This is a genomic window from Agromyces binzhouensis, assembly GCF_042672355.1.
GTDB classification, from domain to species: domain Bacteria; phylum Actinomycetota; class Actinomycetes; order Actinomycetales; family Microbacteriaceae; genus Agromyces; species Agromyces binzhouensis.
The window spans coordinates 306,562-322,271 of sequence record NZ_JBHXVJ010000003.1 but is presented as its reverse complement, the minus strand read 5'-3'; the positions used below and the strand labels follow the sequence as shown (position 1 = coordinate 322,271).

Here is a 15,710-nt window from a genome sequence, read left to right as displayed (position 1 = left end):
CCCCGGGGAAGATCCGGCACGCGGCATCCGTCTCGAGCACCTCGCCGGCGGTGACATGCCTCGTGCGCTCGCCGTCGACGAGAAGGCGGTGAATCGTGGCGCGTCAGCCGCCGTCGCCCCTCACCCCACCGCCGCGGTCAGCTCCGCGAACACCTCGCCCGCGTCATCCCGAACCGCGAGCCGCCCCGACTGCCCCATCCACAGGGACTGCAGGTCGCCTCGACCGACGCGCACGGCCTCGGCGCGGAAGCGCCCCGTGATCCAGTTCTGCATCGGGAACGGCGCCCTGCCGCCGGCCGCGGTCAGCTCGCGCACCGCCCGGTTCTCCGCGCCGCGCGCGAGCCGACCGCTCATCACCCGCGTCAGCACCGTGTCCTCCGCGGCCGTCGCGACGATCGCGTCCCGGTGAGCATCCGTCGTCGCCGACTGCCGGGTGCGAAGGAACGCCGTCCCGACCTGAACGCCCGCCGCCCCGAGCGCGAGCGCGGCCGCGACGCCGCGACGGTCGGCGATCCCGCCCGCGGCGATGACCGGCACCTCGACCGCGTCGACGACCTGCGGGATGAGCGAGATCGACCCGACCAGTCCCTGCTCCGGCTCGCGCAGGAACGCGACCCGGTGCCCGCCCGCCTCGAGCCCGGTCGCGACGACGGCGTCGATGCCGCCGTCCTGCAACGCGACCGCCTCGGCGACCGTCGTGGCCGTGCCCACCAGGCGGATGCCGCGCTCACGAGCGCTCTCGACCACGCTCGCCGGCGGCACCCCGAACACGAAGCTCGCCACCGCAGGCCGCACCTCGAGCACGGCCGCCCACTGCTCCTCGAACGTCGGCAGGAACCGCTCGGGCGGCGACTCCGGCGCCGGCACCCCGAGCTCGTCGAAGAACGGGCGAGCGGATGCCACGGCCCGCTCGAACGCGCCGGGCTCGGGCGCGGCATCCGTTGCCATCGGCAGCCAGAGGTTGAGGGCGAACGGACCGTTCGTCGCGGCCCTGATCGCGGCGGCCGTCTCGCGGATGCGAGCGGCGTCGTACCCGTAGAGACCGTACGAGCCGAGGCCGCCGAGCTCGCTCACCATCGCGGTCAGCTCGGCGGACGACAGCCCGCCGAACGGGCCCAGCACGATCGGATGGCGGATGCCGAGCAGCTCGGTCAGCCGGGTGCGTGCGTCGGTCATGGTGCTCCTCGATTCCTCCGGATCAGAACGGCCAGATGAGCGGGACCCACAGGACTGCGATCACCACGTAGGCCAGCCCGAGCGGGATGCCGAGGCGCCAGTAGTCGCCGAAGCGGTACCCGCCGGGCTCCATCACCATGAGGTTCACGGGCGTGGCGATGGGCGTGAAGAAGGCGGCCGCGCCGACGACGGTGAGGGCCATCATGAACGGCTGCACCGAGGCATCCAGGGTGGCGGCGACCGAGACGGCGATCGGGATCATGACGAGCACCGTCGCCGTATTGCTGATCACCTGCCCGAGCGCGAGCGTGAGCAGGCAGAGTGCGAGTAGGGCGAGATGCGGACTCGCCGTGCCGACGAGGTCGAGCAACGCGCCGGCCACGAGTTCCGCGGCGCCGGTCTCGATGAACGCGGTCGACAGGGGGATCAGCCCGGCGATGAGCACGACCGTGCTCCACTGGATCGACCGCCACACCTGCGGCAGGTCGAGCACGCGCAGCAGCACGAGCGCGCCCGCCGCGAGCAGGCCCGCGACGACGGGAGGCACCAGCCCCGACGCGAGCAGCACCACCATGGCCGCGAGGACGGCGATCGCGCGCCGAGCGCCGCGACCGAGCGGCACGGCCCGGCGGAGCGACTGCGGCGTGGTGACCGGGATGATGCCGGGCAGTCGCACGTACCGCTCGAGGGCATCCCACGGGCCGCGCACGAGCAGCGAGTCGCCCGGGCGCAGCGCCTCCGCGGAGTCCTCATCGGGGGACGCATGCCGCTCGCCGTTCCGCCGGATCGCGATGATCACGAGGTTCTCGCGCAACGTGGTCATGCCCGGGAACACCTTGCGCCCGATGTACTCCGAGCGCGGGGCGATCATCACCTCGGCGACCCCCTCGTCGGGCGTGTAGAAGGTGCCGGTGTCGAGGGTCAGGTCGTAGCTGCGGCGGAACTCCCGTGCCATGGCGTCGGGGTTCGCAGGTGGGGTGTCGGCGAGCTGGTCGGCCTTCCGTTCGGGCAGGAGCCGGTCGCCGAATGCGACGAGGATCGCGATGCTGAGCGCGAGCAGCGGAAGGCCCGCCAGCGCGAATTCGAAGTACCCGAACGTCCTGCCGCCGGCATCGGCCGCGGCAACCGAGACGAGCACGTTCACCGGGGTGCCGGTCAGGGCGAGCAGGGAGCCGGCGTGCGACGCGAACGCGAGCGGGATGAGCAGACGGGATGGCGCGATGCCCGCGTTGAGCGCCACGACGACGACCACCGGCAGCAGCGCGGCGACCGCGCCGTTCAGGCTGATGAAGGCGGTCAGGACCGCCACCATGAGCGCGATGATGACGGTGAGCTGCCGACGGCCGGTGCCGGCCCGGCCGATCACCTGCTGCCCGGCCCACGCGGTCACGCCGGTGGCGTCGAGGGCTTCGCTCACGACGAACAGCGTCGCGATGAAGACGACCGTCGTATCGCCGAAGCCGGCCAGCGCCTGGGGCAGCGTGATCACGCCGGTCGCCCACAGCGCGAGCGCCACCCCGACGGCGACGATCGCGATCGGGACGCGGCCGGTCACGAACCCCACCATCGCGAGCCCCAGGATGATGAACGTCGCGACGATCGGGTCGACCATGACTCGACGCTAGTCGGCGCAGGCGGTGGTTGCATCGGGATTCTGCTCGGGTTCGGCCCGGGGCGGCCGCGCGCGGCTCGCGGCCAGTCACGCGTCGGATGCCCGGTGCGATGTCGTCAGCCTCCGCTATCGTCGTGTCCAGGTTCACGAGTGGCAGCTGTCGGTACCTGGCCGGCTGCCCGGCAACCCCCTCCGTCGAGCGGGGTGCCCCAGGGGAAGAACCGGCCCGCGGCATCCGTCTCGGGCAAGTCGACGGAGGTGACGCGCCTCCGAGCGAGAGGAGTTCACCATGCCCGCAGACGAGTACTTCATCCGCCACGACGGCCCCCGCGAGACGGCACAGGAGGCGGTGGAGCGGTCGCCGGGCTACACGCCCGAGCGGCGCCGCAACCCGTGGGGGGAGGTCCCCGAGCCGGCCCGGCTGGACTGGTGCCGGGCGCTGCTGGACTTCCCGACCTTCTTCCCGGGCCCGCTGGCGATGGGGTTCGCGGCGCGGACCATCCGCGCTGACAAGGCCACGGCTGCGGTCGCGCAGTGGGCGTGGCAGGCCGACGACTTCCACCGCGCCGGTTTCACGGCCGATGACTGGTACCTGCTGCGGCTGTGCGTCGATCGCCGGCTCGAGTCGCTCCTCGCTCGCGAGGACGGCCGGTTCGTCATCGACACCACGCGCATCGGATACCGGTCGATCGCGCTGATCGCCGAGGACTGGGCCGACTGGCTCACGCTCCGTCGAGCCGGCCTGACCCCGAAGCGGGCGCTCGACCTGCTCGTCGACGGCGACCGCCGGTCGTGGCCGGGCGGTCTCGTCATCGACGGCGACGGGAAGATCGTCCTGTCGTCCTGAGCGGATGCGGCGCCCGGCTGCCTCGCGATGCACGTGCACTGCGGGGCAGCCGGGTCACGCTCAGAGCCCGAGCGCGTCGGCGAGCTGCCGCTTCAGCGACCGGATGTACGCGTGCGCGTCGGGCAGCAGCGTCTCGACGACGATGTCGACGAGGAGGAACGCCTCGTCCTCGTACCCCGGGCACTCGGGATCGGTGCACCGGCACGGGTAGTTCATGCTCAGGAACTCGGCCACTCGGGCCACGGCGATCTGCTGGTCGGTCATCTCTCGCTCCTCGATCGGTCTCGGCGTACGCCGACCGGCCGCAGGACGCGGCTCGGTATCAAGGAGCGGATGGCTCGACGGTCATGCTTCCACGGGCCGCCGACAGTCTGGGTGTCGCCGTGATGCCGCGACGGTGGATTCGCCCAGCCGCCGCGTCGAGTGCTGGAGGTTCGAGGGGCGCGCCTATGTTCGTCGAGTGATCGATTTTCAGAACGGAACGTTCGTCAAGCTGTCGAAGGCGGATGTCGCCAGCATCGAGCCCAGCGTCCGCGACCTGTACGTCGACGGCGAGACGTCGATGGTCGCGGCGAAGGGCATGCGCGACTTCATCATGTTCACGAACAAGCGGATCATCGCCGTGAACATCCAGGGCATGACCGGCAAGAAGCGCGACACCACCTCGCTGCCCTACTCGAAGATCCAAGCGTTCTCGATCGAGACCTCGGGCACCTTCGACCGCGACGCCGAGCTCGAGATCTGGCTCAGCGGCCTGGGACGGGTGCGGCTCGAGTTCGCCGGCAACTTCGATGTCGGCTACCTCGCGAAGCTGATCGGGTGGGCGGTGCTGTAGAGCGGATGCCGCGTGCCCGAGGAGGACCGCCTGGCGTGCTGCCGGCCCTTTCCGGACTCCTGCAGGGCATCCGGTCCGTGGTGGATCCGCAATTCGTCGCGTTGTCCTCGCTCCAGCACTCCTAGGATCAATTCGGCGCACAGCCAATTTCCGCATCCAAGGGAGTCGCATGAAGATGTCTGTCCGGAGCGCGGCCGCTTCCGCAATGATCTGCGCAGCCCTTGTTTTCGTGGGCTGCGCAGCGGCGGACAGCGGCGCGTCCGTCAATGGGGTCGATTCGACTGATGGTCCCATCGAGGTGGAGGAGAATCTGGCCACCGTCGACGTGAGGATCGCGCGGTCCCTGGCTGATCCCGAGGGCTCGATGTCGGACGAGGAGATCGTCTCCGCTGCTGCTGAGAAGGGGATGACGGCTGCTGTCGACGGCGACGCCGTCATCTACACCCTGACCAAGACGCAGCGCGACGAGATGCTTGACGAGTTGCGATCGTCCGCCCAAGACGCCGTGGACGGCATCATCGCGGACGACTCGAATTCCGTCACCGCTGTGGAGTTCAACGATTCGATGACCGCATTCAAGGTGTCCGTCGACGCCGAGCGATTCTCGCCCTTCGAGAGTCTTCTCGTGATCGGCTTCTACCTCCAAGGCGCGCTCTACCAGCAGTTTGCGGGCACCTCGGCAGATGATCTCGATGTCGTTGTTGAATTCGTCGATGACGCGACCGGTGAGGTGCTCGAAAGCGGCTCGTATCAGGAGTGGCGCACGAACCTCGAGGGATGAGGGCAGCGGCGCAGTTCGGGCCGCACACCCGAGTTCAGGGCTCTGGGGGCTGAAGGTCAGGCGCGCAAGGCGCGTCAGTTCGGTTCTCGAGCGACGCGCCGGAACCTTGGCCTGATCCCAGTTCGATGGGCACCGCGTCGTACGTGGTCAAGGGCCAGGGGATCGAATGTTGTTGAACGCTTCGCCGCACGGTGCGGGCCGGACGTAGTCGCGCTCCGCCGCCCGGCGGACCTTCACGCAGGATCAGCTGCGGGAGGCGATGGCCGGCATCGAGTTCCGCGACACCGCCGCGTTCATCGACGAGATCCCTGCAGCGTACAAGCCGATCGACCGAGTGATGGCGGATGCCGCGTCGCTCGTGCGGGTGCGGCACACGCTGCGGCAGGTGGTGAACGTGAAGAAGGGGGACTGAGGGGTCGGTCGCGACTGCTCAGAAGGTGACGGATGCCGCGGCTCGCGCCCGCCCGGAAAGGGGAGGGTCCAGGTCCGCGGTCTTCCGACTTTCCCTGCCGACTGAGAAGGCACCCATTGCGCGCTTCATTCAGGCGGGGCGCGCACAGGCGACAGGGGGTGGCTGTCCACAGGACAGTCACCCCCTGGTTCGGGTCAGTAGCCGACGGCCTTCAGGCCGTACTCGGCCTGCTCGGGGGTGAACTGTCCGCCGTACTCGCTGGTGAGCTGCTCGTACAGGCCCTGTCGAGAAAAGGAGGAGTAGTCGAGGTACTCCTGCGCCTGCTTCGCGGCCTGTTCGTTCCAGTCCACCTTGAGGTAGTCGACGGCCCAGGTGGATACGTCGACCGGGAAGCCCGATCCGTACTCGCTGGACATCTGATCGATCAGGCCCTGCCGCGAGAACGACGAGTAGGCGAGGTATGAGCTCGCCTGATCCAGCGCGTTCTCCTGCTCGAGTGAGAGCTTCGGCTTCTCCTCTGCGGTGACGGTAACCACGGTGCCCTCCTCGACCTCGGTGCCGGCGGCCGGGTCGGTGCCGGTGACCGTAGCGTCGCCGTTGTTCGTCGTCTGCGGGTTGAGGTTGGCGACGGTCAGGTCGCGTCGGGCGTCGCTGACCGACTTGCCGACGACGTCGGGCACGGACACCATGACGGGCTCGGGCTCGGGCTCCGGCTCGGCCTGCTCGGTGACCTGCTCGGTGAGGGTGGGCTTGGCGTCCGCGACCGGCTCGGCGTCGCTGTTGCCGCGGGTGGCGTTGCCGATCGCGCTGATCACTATCAGGCCGGCGACGACGCCGGCGGTGATTAGCACCCACCGACGCTTCCAGAACGGCGGCTTTGCCTCGGCAGTCGGGGCTTCCAGGGCAACCGGCTCCCAGGTGTTCTGTTCGGTCAGCACGTGACCGTTGACCACGTCGCCGACCTTGTGGGCCGGCTGCTCGTTGAGGGTGTTGCTGGCAGCCGGGGTCTCCGGGGCCACCGGCTCCCACGTGTTCTGTTCGGTCAGCACGTGACCGTTGACCACGTCGCCGACCTTGTAGGCCGGCTGCTCGTTGGGTGTGTTGCCCTCGGACATCTTGCTCCTTCTCGGGTGTTCCCTGGCGCCGGTTGCGGCAGGGCGGAGGGGCATGCGGACTCCACCGCTCGCCCCTAGGGTTGTCAGTCCCAGAGCACCGTCCGGGCCTTCGCGTCGTCGGTCGACGGCACGGCGCCGACCACCAGATGAGCCACGTTCACGATGTGCACGCCGGCCCAGATCGCCCCCGAACCGAACGTCTCGGCGTCGTCTTCGTCGATGACGGCCCCGTCGTCGTAGTAGGCGAACCGGGCCTGGTTCGCGTTCCTCGATCCGATACGGTGAGCACCTCGTCGCCCTCGAGCGTGCCGAGGAACAGCAACTGCCCCTCGGTGGTCAGGCCGTCGTCGGATTCGAGTCGGGCCTCGATCCATGCCGCCAAGTCGAGCATTTCAATCCTTCGTAGGGGGGATATGTCTCCGAGGCTAGGAGTGCGTGGGTGGCGAGGGCGAGGGCGAACCGCACTGAGTCCCTCGAACTGGGGGCATGTGAAGTCGGCCGGGCCTAATCCTGGGTTCGATGGGCACCGCGTCGTACGTGGTCGAGGGCCTAGGTGATCGGATGTCGCTGAACTCCTCGCCGCACGGTGCGGGCCGGACCTACTCGCGCTCCGCCGCCCGGCGGACCTTCACGCAGGATCAGCTGCGGGAGGCGATGGCCGGCATCGAGTTCCGCGACACCGCCGCGTTCATCGACGAGATCCCTGCAGCGTACAAGCCGATCGACCGAGTGATGGCGGATGCCGCGTCGCTCGTGCGGGTCCGGCACACGCTGCGGTAGGTCGTGAACGTGAAGGGGGACTGAGGGGTCGCTCGCGACCGCTCAGGGGTGACGGATGCCGCGGCTCGCGCCCGCTCGGAGACGGGCGGGTGCGGGCCGCCGGCAAACAGGACCGGCCGCCGGCTCGCTACGCGGTCGCAGCTCTCCCGGTCGCCCTCCGCAACATCTCACCGAGCCCGATCGAGTCGGCGAGTTCGTAGAGCTCAGCCTCATCCGGATGTGACGGGAGCACGGAATCCCATGCAGCGAGCGCCAGCGCGAAGCTGATCACCTGCGTTCCGAGCGCGAACTCGAGGTGGTCGTAGTGCGGTCGTTGGACGAGCGCGATGCCCTCAGGGTTGGACGTCGTCGCAGGCACCTGTCTGGAGTACTCGTTCAGGAGTGGCACGCCGCCGTGGGATGCTTCGGAGAGGAGCCGGTAGTACGTGTAGAGCCGCTGACCATCGGGAATTGCCCTGCATCGACGTTCGAACACGCGGGCCTCCGTCTTCACGAAGTCTGAGTTGGCGCTGAGGACCCGATCGATCGAGGCGGTGTCCGAGGGAGCGTTCGGTCGGAGGCGCGCCATCGCACTCGCAAGATGCCGGCTTTGGCGAGCTGCCTCATGGACCGAAGCGCGAACTCCGGTCGGGTCCGACGCCCACCACACCGCGTTGACCGCACACTCGAGGCTGAGCCTGATCAGGGGCGCGGTCGACAGGTAGATGTTGCTGCGGATCAGCTCGATAACCGAGGCGGTCAGTTCCGCGATGTGCTCGACCTGCACGTGGATCGCCATGCCGGGCATCGGAGTCCCATCAAGCCACGGAATGCTCGCGCCACCGTCACGTGCGTGCCAGATGCCGAGCAGACGGTGCAGCACCGCGATCGACTCCTCGGGGCTCGGAACCTCGGCTTCGGATCTCACTGCCCGCCTCCGAGATTGCCCACGAGGAGGTTCAGCCCGACGATCGCGGCGCCGACGAGCAGTGCGGTCCGAATGAGTTCGGCCCAGAGCTTCCGGCGTCGGTTGGTCTTTCGGGCGGACGGTGCGGCGCGCGACGGGCGAGCAGCTGCGACCGGCCTGGTACGGAGCCGCGATCGGCTGGTCGGGTGACTCTGATTCAGACGCTGCTCGAGCGAGGCGAACGCGGTGAGCAATGCCGCCGGGTCGGAAGCGACGAGCGGGCGAGGGCTCCACGTCTGCGGCCGCACGACGGCTTCGATGATGCGCTGCACCTGGGCGTCGCTGTACGCCCTGCGTTGCTGCAGCGCGCCGAGGAGTTCTGAGTCGCGAACGACCCGAATCCGCACGTCGCTCGGGTCAGGCTCCTGCTTGATGGTGACCTGACGTGCGCCGACGAGCACGATGAGTCCGGTCACCTCCACGGTCAGCCCGCTCTCCCGAGCCAGGAGATGTTGGGCGCGCCGAGCCTCGTGAATGGCGTTGCGGATGTAGGGCTGGTACTGGCCGTCGACCTGCAGAACGTTGCCCGCCACCCAGATCGACTTGCCGGCGTGGTGCTTCGTGTTGATCGTGAATGCCCCCGGCGGACCGACGATCACGTGATCGATGTCGCTCCCCTCCGTGCCCATCGGTACGGAATGGAGCACGGTCCACTCCGCGCCGAGCTGTTGGAGCAGCCATCCGACATGTCGCTCACCGACCGCACCGGTGTACCAGGAGCGGAGTTCCTCGACAGGTGAGGCAGTGCCGACAGCGCTGGTGCCCGATGCGGCGAGGTGTTCAAGCAGCGATTGTGCGGGGAGTCGGCCGCGCAGGTCGGTCATCAGGCGGGTCTCAGTCGCACCTTCCGGGAGGTACATCTCGAGCGCATCGGGATGACGCGGGTGTACATGCTCGGTCCACGACGTCCCGGACCACCAACGCCACTGCTCTGCTTCCCAGTCGACGTACCAGCCCTTCGGTGCAGGCGGGGGTGTGACGGCTCGACGCGATCGCTCAGCGTCCGGTGTCGTAGGGGACATTCGGTCACGGTAGCCACCTTGAGGTCAGTCTCGCTGTCCCCAGATCACGGCGCATTCAGGCCGGCGGTCGCAGCTGGGGTCGCTCGGCAGCGGCAACCACTTCATCGAGGTCTCGCTCGATGAGACGGATGCCGTGTGGCTGTTCCTGCACTCCGGAAGCCGGGGCGTGGGCAACAAGATCGCGCAGCACCACATCCGAATCGCGCAGGAGCTCTGCCGGAGGTGGTGGATCGACCTGCCCGACACGGACCTCGCGTACCTCGTCGAGGGCACGCCGGAGTTCTCGCGGTACATCGCGGAGCTGCGGTGGGCGCAGCACTTCGCGCTGCTGAACCGGGAGGAGATGATGGACCGGGTCATCCGGCAGGTCTCGGAGTGGGTCGGCGCGCCGGTGGAGGAGCGGGAGCGGATCAACTGCCACCACAACTTCACCGAGAGCGAGGAGCACTTCGGCAAGCGAGTGTGGGTATCGCGCAAGGGCGCGATCCAGGCCGATGCCGGCCGGCCGGGCCTGATCCCGGGTTCGATGGGCACCGCGTCGTACGTGGTCGAGGGCCTGGGGGATCGGATGTCGCTGAACTCCTCGCCGCACGGCGCGGGTCGGACCTACTCGCGCTCCGCCGCCCGGCGCACCTTCACGCAGGAGCAGCTGCGGGAGGCGATGGCCGGCATCGAGTTCCGTGACACCGACGCGTTCATCGACGAGATCCCGGCGGCCTACAAGCCGATCGACCGGGTGATGGCGGATGCCGCGTCGCTCGTGCGGGTCCGGCACACGCTGCGGCAGGTGGTGAACGTGAAGGGGGACTGAAGGGTCGCGCGCGACGACTTAAGAGGGTGACGGATGCCGCGGCTCGCGCCCGCTCGGAGACGGGCGGGTGCGGGCCGCGGCCAATCGCGCGATCGGGTGGGTGACACATGGGTATCGATATTGCTACCCTTGTGTCATGCCATACGGGGTCGCTGAATACGCCGCGAAGCTCGGGGTGTCCCGAGCAGCGGCGTACAAGCGCGTCCGGAGCGGCGCCGTCGGGGCGTACCGGGTGGGTTCGCAGTGGGTCGTGCCCGAACAGGCCTTGGCCGCACCGCGACCGTCTGCACGGCCAATGTCCGCTGCGAACGCCGAGATCCTGCTCGCGGCGATCTCGAGCGGTCGCGTCGCCGCGTCCGACCCGGTGGTCCGGCGGAGGATCGACGAGAAGGCGGGCCTCGTGCGGTCGGGCGATGTCGACGCGCAGCGGTTCTGGAGCTGGGTCAGGGCGCGCTCGCCCCGCCTGGCGCTCGGTGCCAACGCGGCGGACCTGCCCGGCCTGCTCGAAGATGCGCGTCTGTCGCCGTCGGGGGTCTCCGACCCGCGCGCCGGCCTGGCGGCGTCCGCTGTCGCCGAAGGCTACGTGTCGCCCGCGGATGTCGACGCGCTCGTGAAGGACTACCTGCTCGTCGAGAGCGACCGCCCGAACGTCTGGCTGCACGTGGCCGACATCGCGCTCGACGATGAGGGCCGCGTCCCGATCGGCTTCGTCATCGCCGACCTGCTCGACCACACCGGCGCGCGCGAGCGCGGGCAGGCGGAGCAGCTGTTGAACGAGCTGCGCCGGTGAGCGACGACCCCCCCTGATCGTCCTTCCGCCGCTGGCCGGCGCCGCTCACGAGTCCGGGGCCGGAATCCTCGATCTCGCCGACGAGGTGCCCGAAGGTGGTGCCTGATCGGCGGGTTCATGGTCTTGCTGCACTGCCTCGAGCGTCGCGCGGTGCCGACCCGGCCCACCGATGACGGGGATGCAGTCGTCGACGCCCGCGCGCGTCCGACGATGCTGCGGGACCTCACCGCGTCGCTCGTGCGGGTGCGGCACACGCTGCGGCAGGTGATGAGCGTGAAGGGGGCTGAGGGGTCGTTCGCTCGCCCACATCATGGGGTGACGGATGCCGCGGCTCGCGCCCGCTCGGAGACGGGCGGGTGCGGGTCACGGTGACTCGTCGAATGCGACCACTGAACTGACTGAGCGAATCACGAGCATGTGGCGCATGTGAATTGGACATCAAGAACCCGACGACGGTTGAATGCACCGCCGGACCGCCTCTTGGACCCGATCCGCGACGGCCTCGGGCGGTTCATGCTCCCAAGACCGCAGGGCGATCCAACCGGCGGCGCGAAGTCGTGCGGTGGTGTCTGAATCGCGCTGAACGTTGCGCTCGATCTTGCTGGCCCAGTAGTCCGCGTTCGTGACCGGTCGAACGTAGTGCTGCGGACAGCCATGCCAGAAACAGCCATCTATGAACACCGCGATGCGACACCGGGTGAACACAATGTCAGCGCGCCGCCGCGGTGTGGGCGGTGGGGCGAAGTCCACGCGGTATCTGAGCCCTCGGGCGTGGAGTTGGCGCCGGACAGCGAGTTCCGGGTTGGTGTCTCGGCGCCGATTGCCCAGCATGGTGCTGCGCGTCGCCGGTGATGAAGCCCAGCTCGGTCTCCCTCTGTCAGCGGGTGCCGCCATGATCTCATTCTGCGGGATGCAGGTGCCATCAGTGCCGAGAGGGTTCGACCTGGTAGCCTGGTGCTCGCCGTTACGACCAGCTCAAGTGCGCGAAGGACGAAATGATCCCTGTAATCGACCTGTTCGCCGGGCCGGGCGGGCTGAACGAGGGCTTCTCGAGCGTGCGAGCCCTCAACGGGGATGCCGTCTTCCGTACGGTGGGCTCGTATGAGATGGAGCGGGCAGCAACAGACACCCTCACGCTTCGCGCTGCGATCCACCGGGCATCCGAGCATGGGGACGAGGGTGCCTACTACCGATTCCTCCGTGACGAGATTCCATTCTCGGCCCTGACGGACGATCCGCGATTCGGTCGAGCCCTCCGAGATGCGGCCAATCATGTTCACCGCATTGAGTTGAGTGAATCGACGCGCGCGGAATATGCGGCAAGCATTCGCGCCAGCCTCAGCGGTGTCTTGAAGGGTGGAGATCCCTGGGTGCTGATCGGGGGCCCCCCTTGCCAGGCCTACTCACTCGTGGGTCGCGCCCGGCGGACTCACGATCGGGAATTCGAACAGGACAAGAAGCACTTCCTCTATCGCGAGTATCTTCACATCATCTCGGAGTTCCGACCGCCCGTCTTCGTCATGGAGAACGTGAAGGGACTGCTCTCCTCGACGCACGGCGGGACGGGAATGTTCGCGAGGATCCTGTCGGATCTGAAGCGCCCCGCTTCCGACCTCCGGTACAACGTGGTCTCGCTCACGGTCGAGGGTGACAGTGACGCGCTCGAGCCGTCAGACTTCATCATTCGGTCGGAGCAGTTCGGGGTGCCACAGGCCCGCCACCGAGTCATCCTGCTGGGCATCCGTTCGGACGTCCAATTCAACAGCGGTGGTCCATCGCGTCTGCGTCGCTCTGAGGCGGTCACCGTCGGCGATGCGCTTCACTCGATGCCGATGCTTCGCTCCGGCATCAGCAGATCGTTCGACGACGACTTCGCGTGGCATGGGCTTCGGGATGCGTTCGCCGCCGCTGCGCGCGAAGACGGGATCGACTCGCAGCCGTTCGACGATCGAGCGCTCTCGCGTGGCAAGAGATTCATGCCGTCGGGTACCGTCATGCTCGCGGGGTCAAAGGGTGGCTATGGCTCGTTCGTTCACGACAGCCGCATTGGCGGTGTGGTGCAGCACGCGACGCGCGCCCACATGGTTACTGACCTCGAGCGCTACTACTTCGCTGCCTCGTTTGCGCGACAGAATCGTCGGTCGCCCAAGCTCGGAGACTTTCCTGGCCGGTTGCTCCCCAATCATCGCAATGCGACCGCGGCGATGCGCCCTTTCGAGGATCGGTTCCGCGTGCAATTGAGTGCGAAACCTTCATCCACGATCGTCTCCCACATGGCCAAGGATGGGCACTACTTCATCCACCCGGATCCGAGTCAGATGCGGAGCCTCACGGTCCGGGAGGCTGCGCGTCTCCAGAGCTTCCCCGACAACTACTTCTTCATGGGAACTCGGACTCAGCAGTACACGCAGGTGGGAAACGCAGTCCCTCCGTACCTCGCGCATCAGATCGCGCGCATTGTGGCCGGTCTCTTCGGGGCTGCGGTCAGTTTCCCGTGAAGCCAGCGTCCTTGGCTCGCTTCTCGAGGTCGACCAGCGCCGCGGACTGGAGTTCGGACGGAACCCCGTTGCCTGACTCTCCTATGGCCACCGCGAGGATCCCTAGCTCCTTCGAGGAGACCAAGTTCAGCTTGCGCGCGAAGTCCCGAAGCCGGTTCCAGTATCGAGAGCCCTGATTCACGACATGCATCTGAGCGGCGATACCGGTCAACAACCTCTGGTCGCGCCGCTCGTCTCGTCGCGCCTGCACTGCGTCCGCTCCCGCGACTGTGTATTGCGCGAGCATCGCTCCGTCGGTGAAGCGAATCGCGCGGACGGCCTCCCACGCCTTCTCGCGCTTCGCCCACTCAGTGACATTCAGCACAGGTCGGTCCTCGTCGGTCAGGACGAGAAAGACTCTCTGAGCAAGACGGTCTGTGATCTCAAGGAGGCCTTCGTCAGGCGACTGTGCGAGCCAGATCCGACCGAAGTCGAGATCTCCTCTGCCCGAGACAGCGTGGGCTTCGTGAGCGAGTTTGGCCATCGTGTACGTGACGATGTTGGCCAAGTAACCACTGGTATACCAGTCGGACTTCATCACCCGAAGGCGTATCGCGTTGAACAGTATCCCCTTGGCAACCAAGCTTCGAAAGTAGTCGTCGCCGAACCGCTCCTTGTCTGACTTCCATGCCTCTTCGATCTGCTTGGCAAACTCGAGGAAGTTCTTCTGAGCACCCGCACTCACCACGTGGGGCTGCTGCGCCCACGAGACCAAGTACTTGGCTGCATCGGTCTTGGTGACAACCTGTGACCGGGGATACTGCGCCTCGAATTTCCGGGCACCCGCGGGCGTGAGCTTTGCCTTCTCGCTCTGATACTGCCCGCGCGTTCGCTCGTAGTACCACTTCGTCTGGAAGGCGGAGCCTGCCTGCGCCGGCGCCAACAGCCTCCGGGACTTCTCCTCCATCCGCTGGTGGAACTCGTGATTCGAGAAGAAGTCGGCCTCGCTGACAGCGTTCTGGGAGTTGGCGAAGCGGCTGATCTTGGGGACGAGATCCGTCTCGAACTCACCCTCGACGATGATGAGCTTCATCTGCACGAAGACGTTCGTCAAGTCGGCGCTCTTCTCGTCCTTGTCCACATAGAAGAGTGATGCGGTCGTCTGGCCACCGTTCACGATCTGAAGGTCTCGGATCGAGGTGAGTACTGGGCCGTCTGGTGTGCTGTCGATAGTCACCCGACTGGCAGTTGCGGTGATTCCGTTGTTGTAGCTCAGGAACATCTCTGGTTGCTGAAGCAGAGTTCCCCGGATCCCCTTGTTCACCTTCCCCCGAGTGCTCAGGAACGATCGGACGTTCGATTCAAGGACGCGTGTGCCGTAGCGACGATAGATGCCGGCCAGTACCGATCCGGGCACAACGGCGAGCAGCGTGGACACCTCTGCTGAAGTGATGGCCGCGCGGAGGAAGCGGATTCCGTCGGGCGCCCATTCTCGAAGATCGACGTCGATCTCCTCCCGTCCCAGACTTGAAGCTTCCACTCGGTGGAAACGGTCGATGTCCCAAGGGTGGAACTCGAACGTAATGCCTCGCTGTTGAACCGAGGGGAACTCCTTGATCTTCGAGCTCAGTCGGTCGTTCGTGAGCAGGTAGATCCGAACCTTGAAGAGCTGCTCCCGCCGCTCCCTGAGGGATTCCGCGACTTCGAATGCCTGGCTGCTCTCCTCCAGCAGATCGAACAGGCTCCCATCGAGCGCACTCTCAACCCAACCTTGTGCCTGACCGAATCGCCGAGTGGCCTCTGCGTTCGTGACCGTTTGAATTTCATCGGATTCTGAGAAGGCCGCCACAGCAACGACGGCGTGGCCATCCTCGTCGTCGAAGTCGTAGGCATCGATGCGAAGGCGCTTCCCTCTGCCGCCGGTGCCCTCGAAATAGCACGGGGTCAGCGCGTTGACCTCCTCGGCTTCCGAGAGCTTCGCCGCAAGCTCACTGACGAAGGCCTCCTCGGTGTAGGCCCCGCCCACTGACGCCGCCGCTCGAATCCGGTTGGCGAGTTCGTCTCGGTACTCTGTGATCTCGTCTGTCACTTTCGCTACGGTTCCTG

The 15,710-nt window shown here is 67.3% G+C and carries 13 protein-coding genes, 4 pseudogenes and 1 riboswitch; of the genes and pseudogenes, 9 read left to right on the top strand and 8 right to left on the bottom strand.

What is annotated here, in order from left to right:
- Nucleotides 1–120: 120 nt before the first annotated feature.
- Nucleotides 121–1,176, bottom strand: coding sequence for an NAD(P)H-dependent flavin oxidoreductase (locus ACFVHK_RS07335; RefSeq protein WP_376928222.1), 1,056 nt, complete (start codon nucleotides 1,174–1,176; stop codon nucleotides 121–123).
- Nucleotides 1,177–1,198: 22 nt separating this feature from the next.
- The gene (locus ACFVHK_RS07330; RefSeq protein ID WP_376928221.1) at nucleotides 1,199–2,788 is read right to left on the bottom strand and encodes an SLC13 family permease; all 1,590 of its coding nucleotides are present in this window, start codon (nucleotides 2,786–2,788) and stop codon (nucleotides 1,199–1,201) included.
- Between the two features lie 142 nt (nucleotides 2,789–2,930).
- A riboswitch (SAM riboswitch) is annotated at nucleotides 2,931–3,045 on the top strand.
- Nucleotides 3,046–3,077: 32 nt separating this feature from the next.
- Here ACFVHK_RS07330 and ACFVHK_RS07325 point away from each other — a divergent pair.
- Nucleotides 3,078–3,635 (top strand): hypothetical protein, encoded by a 558-nt coding sequence (locus tag ACFVHK_RS07325; RefSeq protein WP_376928220.1) that lies wholly within the window; start codon nucleotides 3,078–3,080, stop codon nucleotides 3,633–3,635.
- A gap of 60 nt (nucleotides 3,636–3,695) precedes the next feature.
- Here ACFVHK_RS07325 and ACFVHK_RS07320 read toward each other — a convergent pair whose 3' ends face one another.
- Nucleotides 3,696–3,899 carry a hypothetical protein gene (locus ACFVHK_RS07320; RefSeq protein ID WP_376928219.1) on the bottom strand — a complete coding sequence of 68 codons (204 nt, stop codon included), beginning with the start codon at nucleotides 3,897–3,899 and terminating at the stop codon, nucleotides 3,696–3,698.
- Nucleotides 3,900–4,095: 196 nt separating this feature from the next.
- Between ACFVHK_RS07320 and ACFVHK_RS07315 the strand changes: the two genes are divergently transcribed.
- The 3 genes and pseudogenes from ACFVHK_RS07315 to ACFVHK_RS07305 form a co-directional block, all read left to right on the top strand.
- Nucleotides 4,096–4,470: a PH domain-containing protein gene (locus ACFVHK_RS07315; protein WP_376928218.1), complete on the top strand. Its 375-nt coding sequence runs from the start codon at nucleotides 4,096–4,098 to the stop codon at nucleotides 4,468–4,470.
- 169 nt (nucleotides 4,471–4,639) lie between these two features.
- Complete coding sequence (locus tag ACFVHK_RS07310) at nucleotides 4,640–5,251, top strand: hypothetical protein (protein ID WP_376928217.1); 612 nt, start codon at nucleotides 4,640–4,642, stop codon at nucleotides 5,249–5,251.
- A gap of 113 nt (nucleotides 5,252–5,364) precedes the next feature.
- A pseudogene (locus ACFVHK_RS07305) lies at nucleotides 5,365–5,663 on the top strand (RtcB family protein); the annotation flags it as partial.
- A gap of 194 nt (nucleotides 5,664–5,857) precedes the next feature.
- Here the strand turns inward: ACFVHK_RS07305 and ACFVHK_RS07300 are convergent.
- A complete protein-coding gene (locus ACFVHK_RS07300) occupies nucleotides 5,858–6,778 on the bottom strand; it encodes an Ltp family lipoprotein (RefSeq protein ID WP_376928216.1) in 921 nt (306 codons plus the stop codon).
- A gap of 495 nt (nucleotides 6,779–7,273) precedes the next feature.
- On the opposite strand from ACFVHK_RS07300, the pseudogene ACFVHK_RS07295 reads away from it, so the two are divergent.
- Nucleotides 7,274–7,558 (top strand): annotated as a pseudogene (locus ACFVHK_RS07295) (RtcB family protein); the annotation flags it as partial.
- Nucleotides 7,559–7,685: 127 nt separating this feature from the next.
- Here ACFVHK_RS07295 and ACFVHK_RS07290 read toward each other — a convergent pair.
- The gene (locus ACFVHK_RS07290) at nucleotides 7,686–8,420 is read right to left on the bottom strand and encodes a hypothetical protein (protein WP_376928215.1); all 735 of its coding nucleotides are present in this window, start codon (nucleotides 8,418–8,420) and stop codon (nucleotides 7,686–7,688) included.
- A 41-nt stretch (nucleotides 8,421–8,461) separates the two neighbouring features.
- Nucleotides 8,462–9,328, bottom strand: coding sequence for a nuclease-related domain-containing protein (locus tag ACFVHK_RS07285; RefSeq protein WP_376928214.1), 867 nt, complete (start codon nucleotides 9,326–9,328; stop codon nucleotides 8,462–8,464).
- A 256-nt stretch (nucleotides 9,329–9,584) separates the two neighbouring features.
- Between ACFVHK_RS07285 and ACFVHK_RS07280 the strand changes: the two are divergent.
- The 3 genes and pseudogenes from ACFVHK_RS07280 to ACFVHK_RS07270 all read left to right on the top strand — a co-directional run.
- Nucleotides 9,585–10,337 (top strand): annotated as a pseudogene (locus ACFVHK_RS07280) (RtcB family protein); the annotation flags it as partial.
- 136 nt (nucleotides 10,338–10,473) lie between these two features.
- A pseudogene (locus ACFVHK_RS07275) lies at nucleotides 10,474–10,599 on the top strand (helix-turn-helix domain-containing protein); the annotation flags it as partial.
- 33 nt (nucleotides 10,600–10,632) lie between these two features.
- A complete protein-coding gene (locus ACFVHK_RS07270) occupies nucleotides 10,633–11,127 on the top strand; it encodes a hypothetical protein (protein WP_376928327.1) in 495 nt (164 codons plus the stop codon).
- Between the two features lie 438 nt (nucleotides 11,128–11,565).
- Here ACFVHK_RS07270 and ACFVHK_RS07265 read toward each other — a convergent pair whose 3' ends face one another.
- Nucleotides 11,566–12,021 (bottom strand): very short patch repair endonuclease, encoded by a 456-nt coding sequence (locus ACFVHK_RS07265; RefSeq protein WP_376928213.1) that lies wholly within the window; start codon nucleotides 12,019–12,021, stop codon nucleotides 11,566–11,568.
- Nucleotides 12,022–12,122: 101 nt separating this feature from the next.
- On the opposite strand from ACFVHK_RS07265, the gene ACFVHK_RS07260 reads away from it, so the two are divergent.
- Entirely contained in the window at nucleotides 12,123–13,625 is a 1,503-nt protein-coding gene (locus tag ACFVHK_RS07260; RefSeq protein WP_376928212.1) for a DNA cytosine methyltransferase, read from the top strand.
- Here the strand turns inward: ACFVHK_RS07260 and ACFVHK_RS07255 are convergent.
- Nucleotides 13,612–15,693, bottom strand: coding sequence for an AIPR family protein (locus ACFVHK_RS07255; RefSeq protein WP_376928211.1), 2,082 nt, complete (start codon nucleotides 15,691–15,693; stop codon nucleotides 13,612–13,614). The genes ACFVHK_RS07260 and ACFVHK_RS07255 overlap by 14 nt on opposite strands.
- Nucleotides 15,694–15,710 lie beyond the last annotated feature (17 nt).

Excerpts from the sequence above, each read along its gene's own strand:
- ACFVHK_RS07330 (WP_376928221.1), bottom strand. The coding sequence starts at position 2,788 with ATGGTCGACCCGATCGTCGCGACGTTCATCATCCTGGGGCTCGCGATG.
- ACFVHK_RS07285 (WP_376928214.1), bottom strand. The coding sequence starts at position 9,328 with ATGACCGACCTGCGCGGCCGACTCCCCGCACAATCGCTGCTTGAACAC.
- ACFVHK_RS07335 (WP_376928222.1), bottom strand. The coding sequence starts at position 1,176 with ATGACCGACGCACGCACCCGGCTGACCGAGCTGCTCGGCATCCGCCAT.
- ACFVHK_RS07265 (WP_376928213.1), bottom strand. The coding sequence starts at position 12,021 with ATGGCGGCACCCGCTGACAGAGGGAGACCGAGCTGGGCTTCATCACCG.
- ACFVHK_RS07300 (WP_376928216.1), bottom strand. The coding sequence starts at position 6,778 with ATGTCCGAGGGCAACACACCCAACGAGCAGCCGGCCTACAAGGTCGGC.
- ACFVHK_RS07260 (WP_376928212.1), top strand. The coding sequence starts at position 12,123 with ATGATCCCTGTAATCGACCTGTTCGCCGGGCCGGGCGGGCTGAACGAG.
- ACFVHK_RS07320 (WP_376928219.1), bottom strand. The coding sequence starts at position 3,899 with ATGACCGACCAGCAGATCGCCGTGGCCCGAGTGGCCGAGTTCCTGAGC.
- ACFVHK_RS07310 (WP_376928217.1), top strand. The coding sequence starts at position 4,640 with ATGAAGATGTCTGTCCGGAGCGCGGCCGCTTCCGCAATGATCTGCGCA.
- ACFVHK_RS07270 (WP_376928327.1), top strand. The coding sequence starts at position 10,633 with ATGTCCGCTGCGAACGCCGAGATCCTGCTCGCGGCGATCTCGAGCGGT.
- ACFVHK_RS07325 (WP_376928220.1), top strand. The coding sequence starts at position 3,078 with ATGCCCGCAGACGAGTACTTCATCCGCCACGACGGCCCCCGCGAGACG.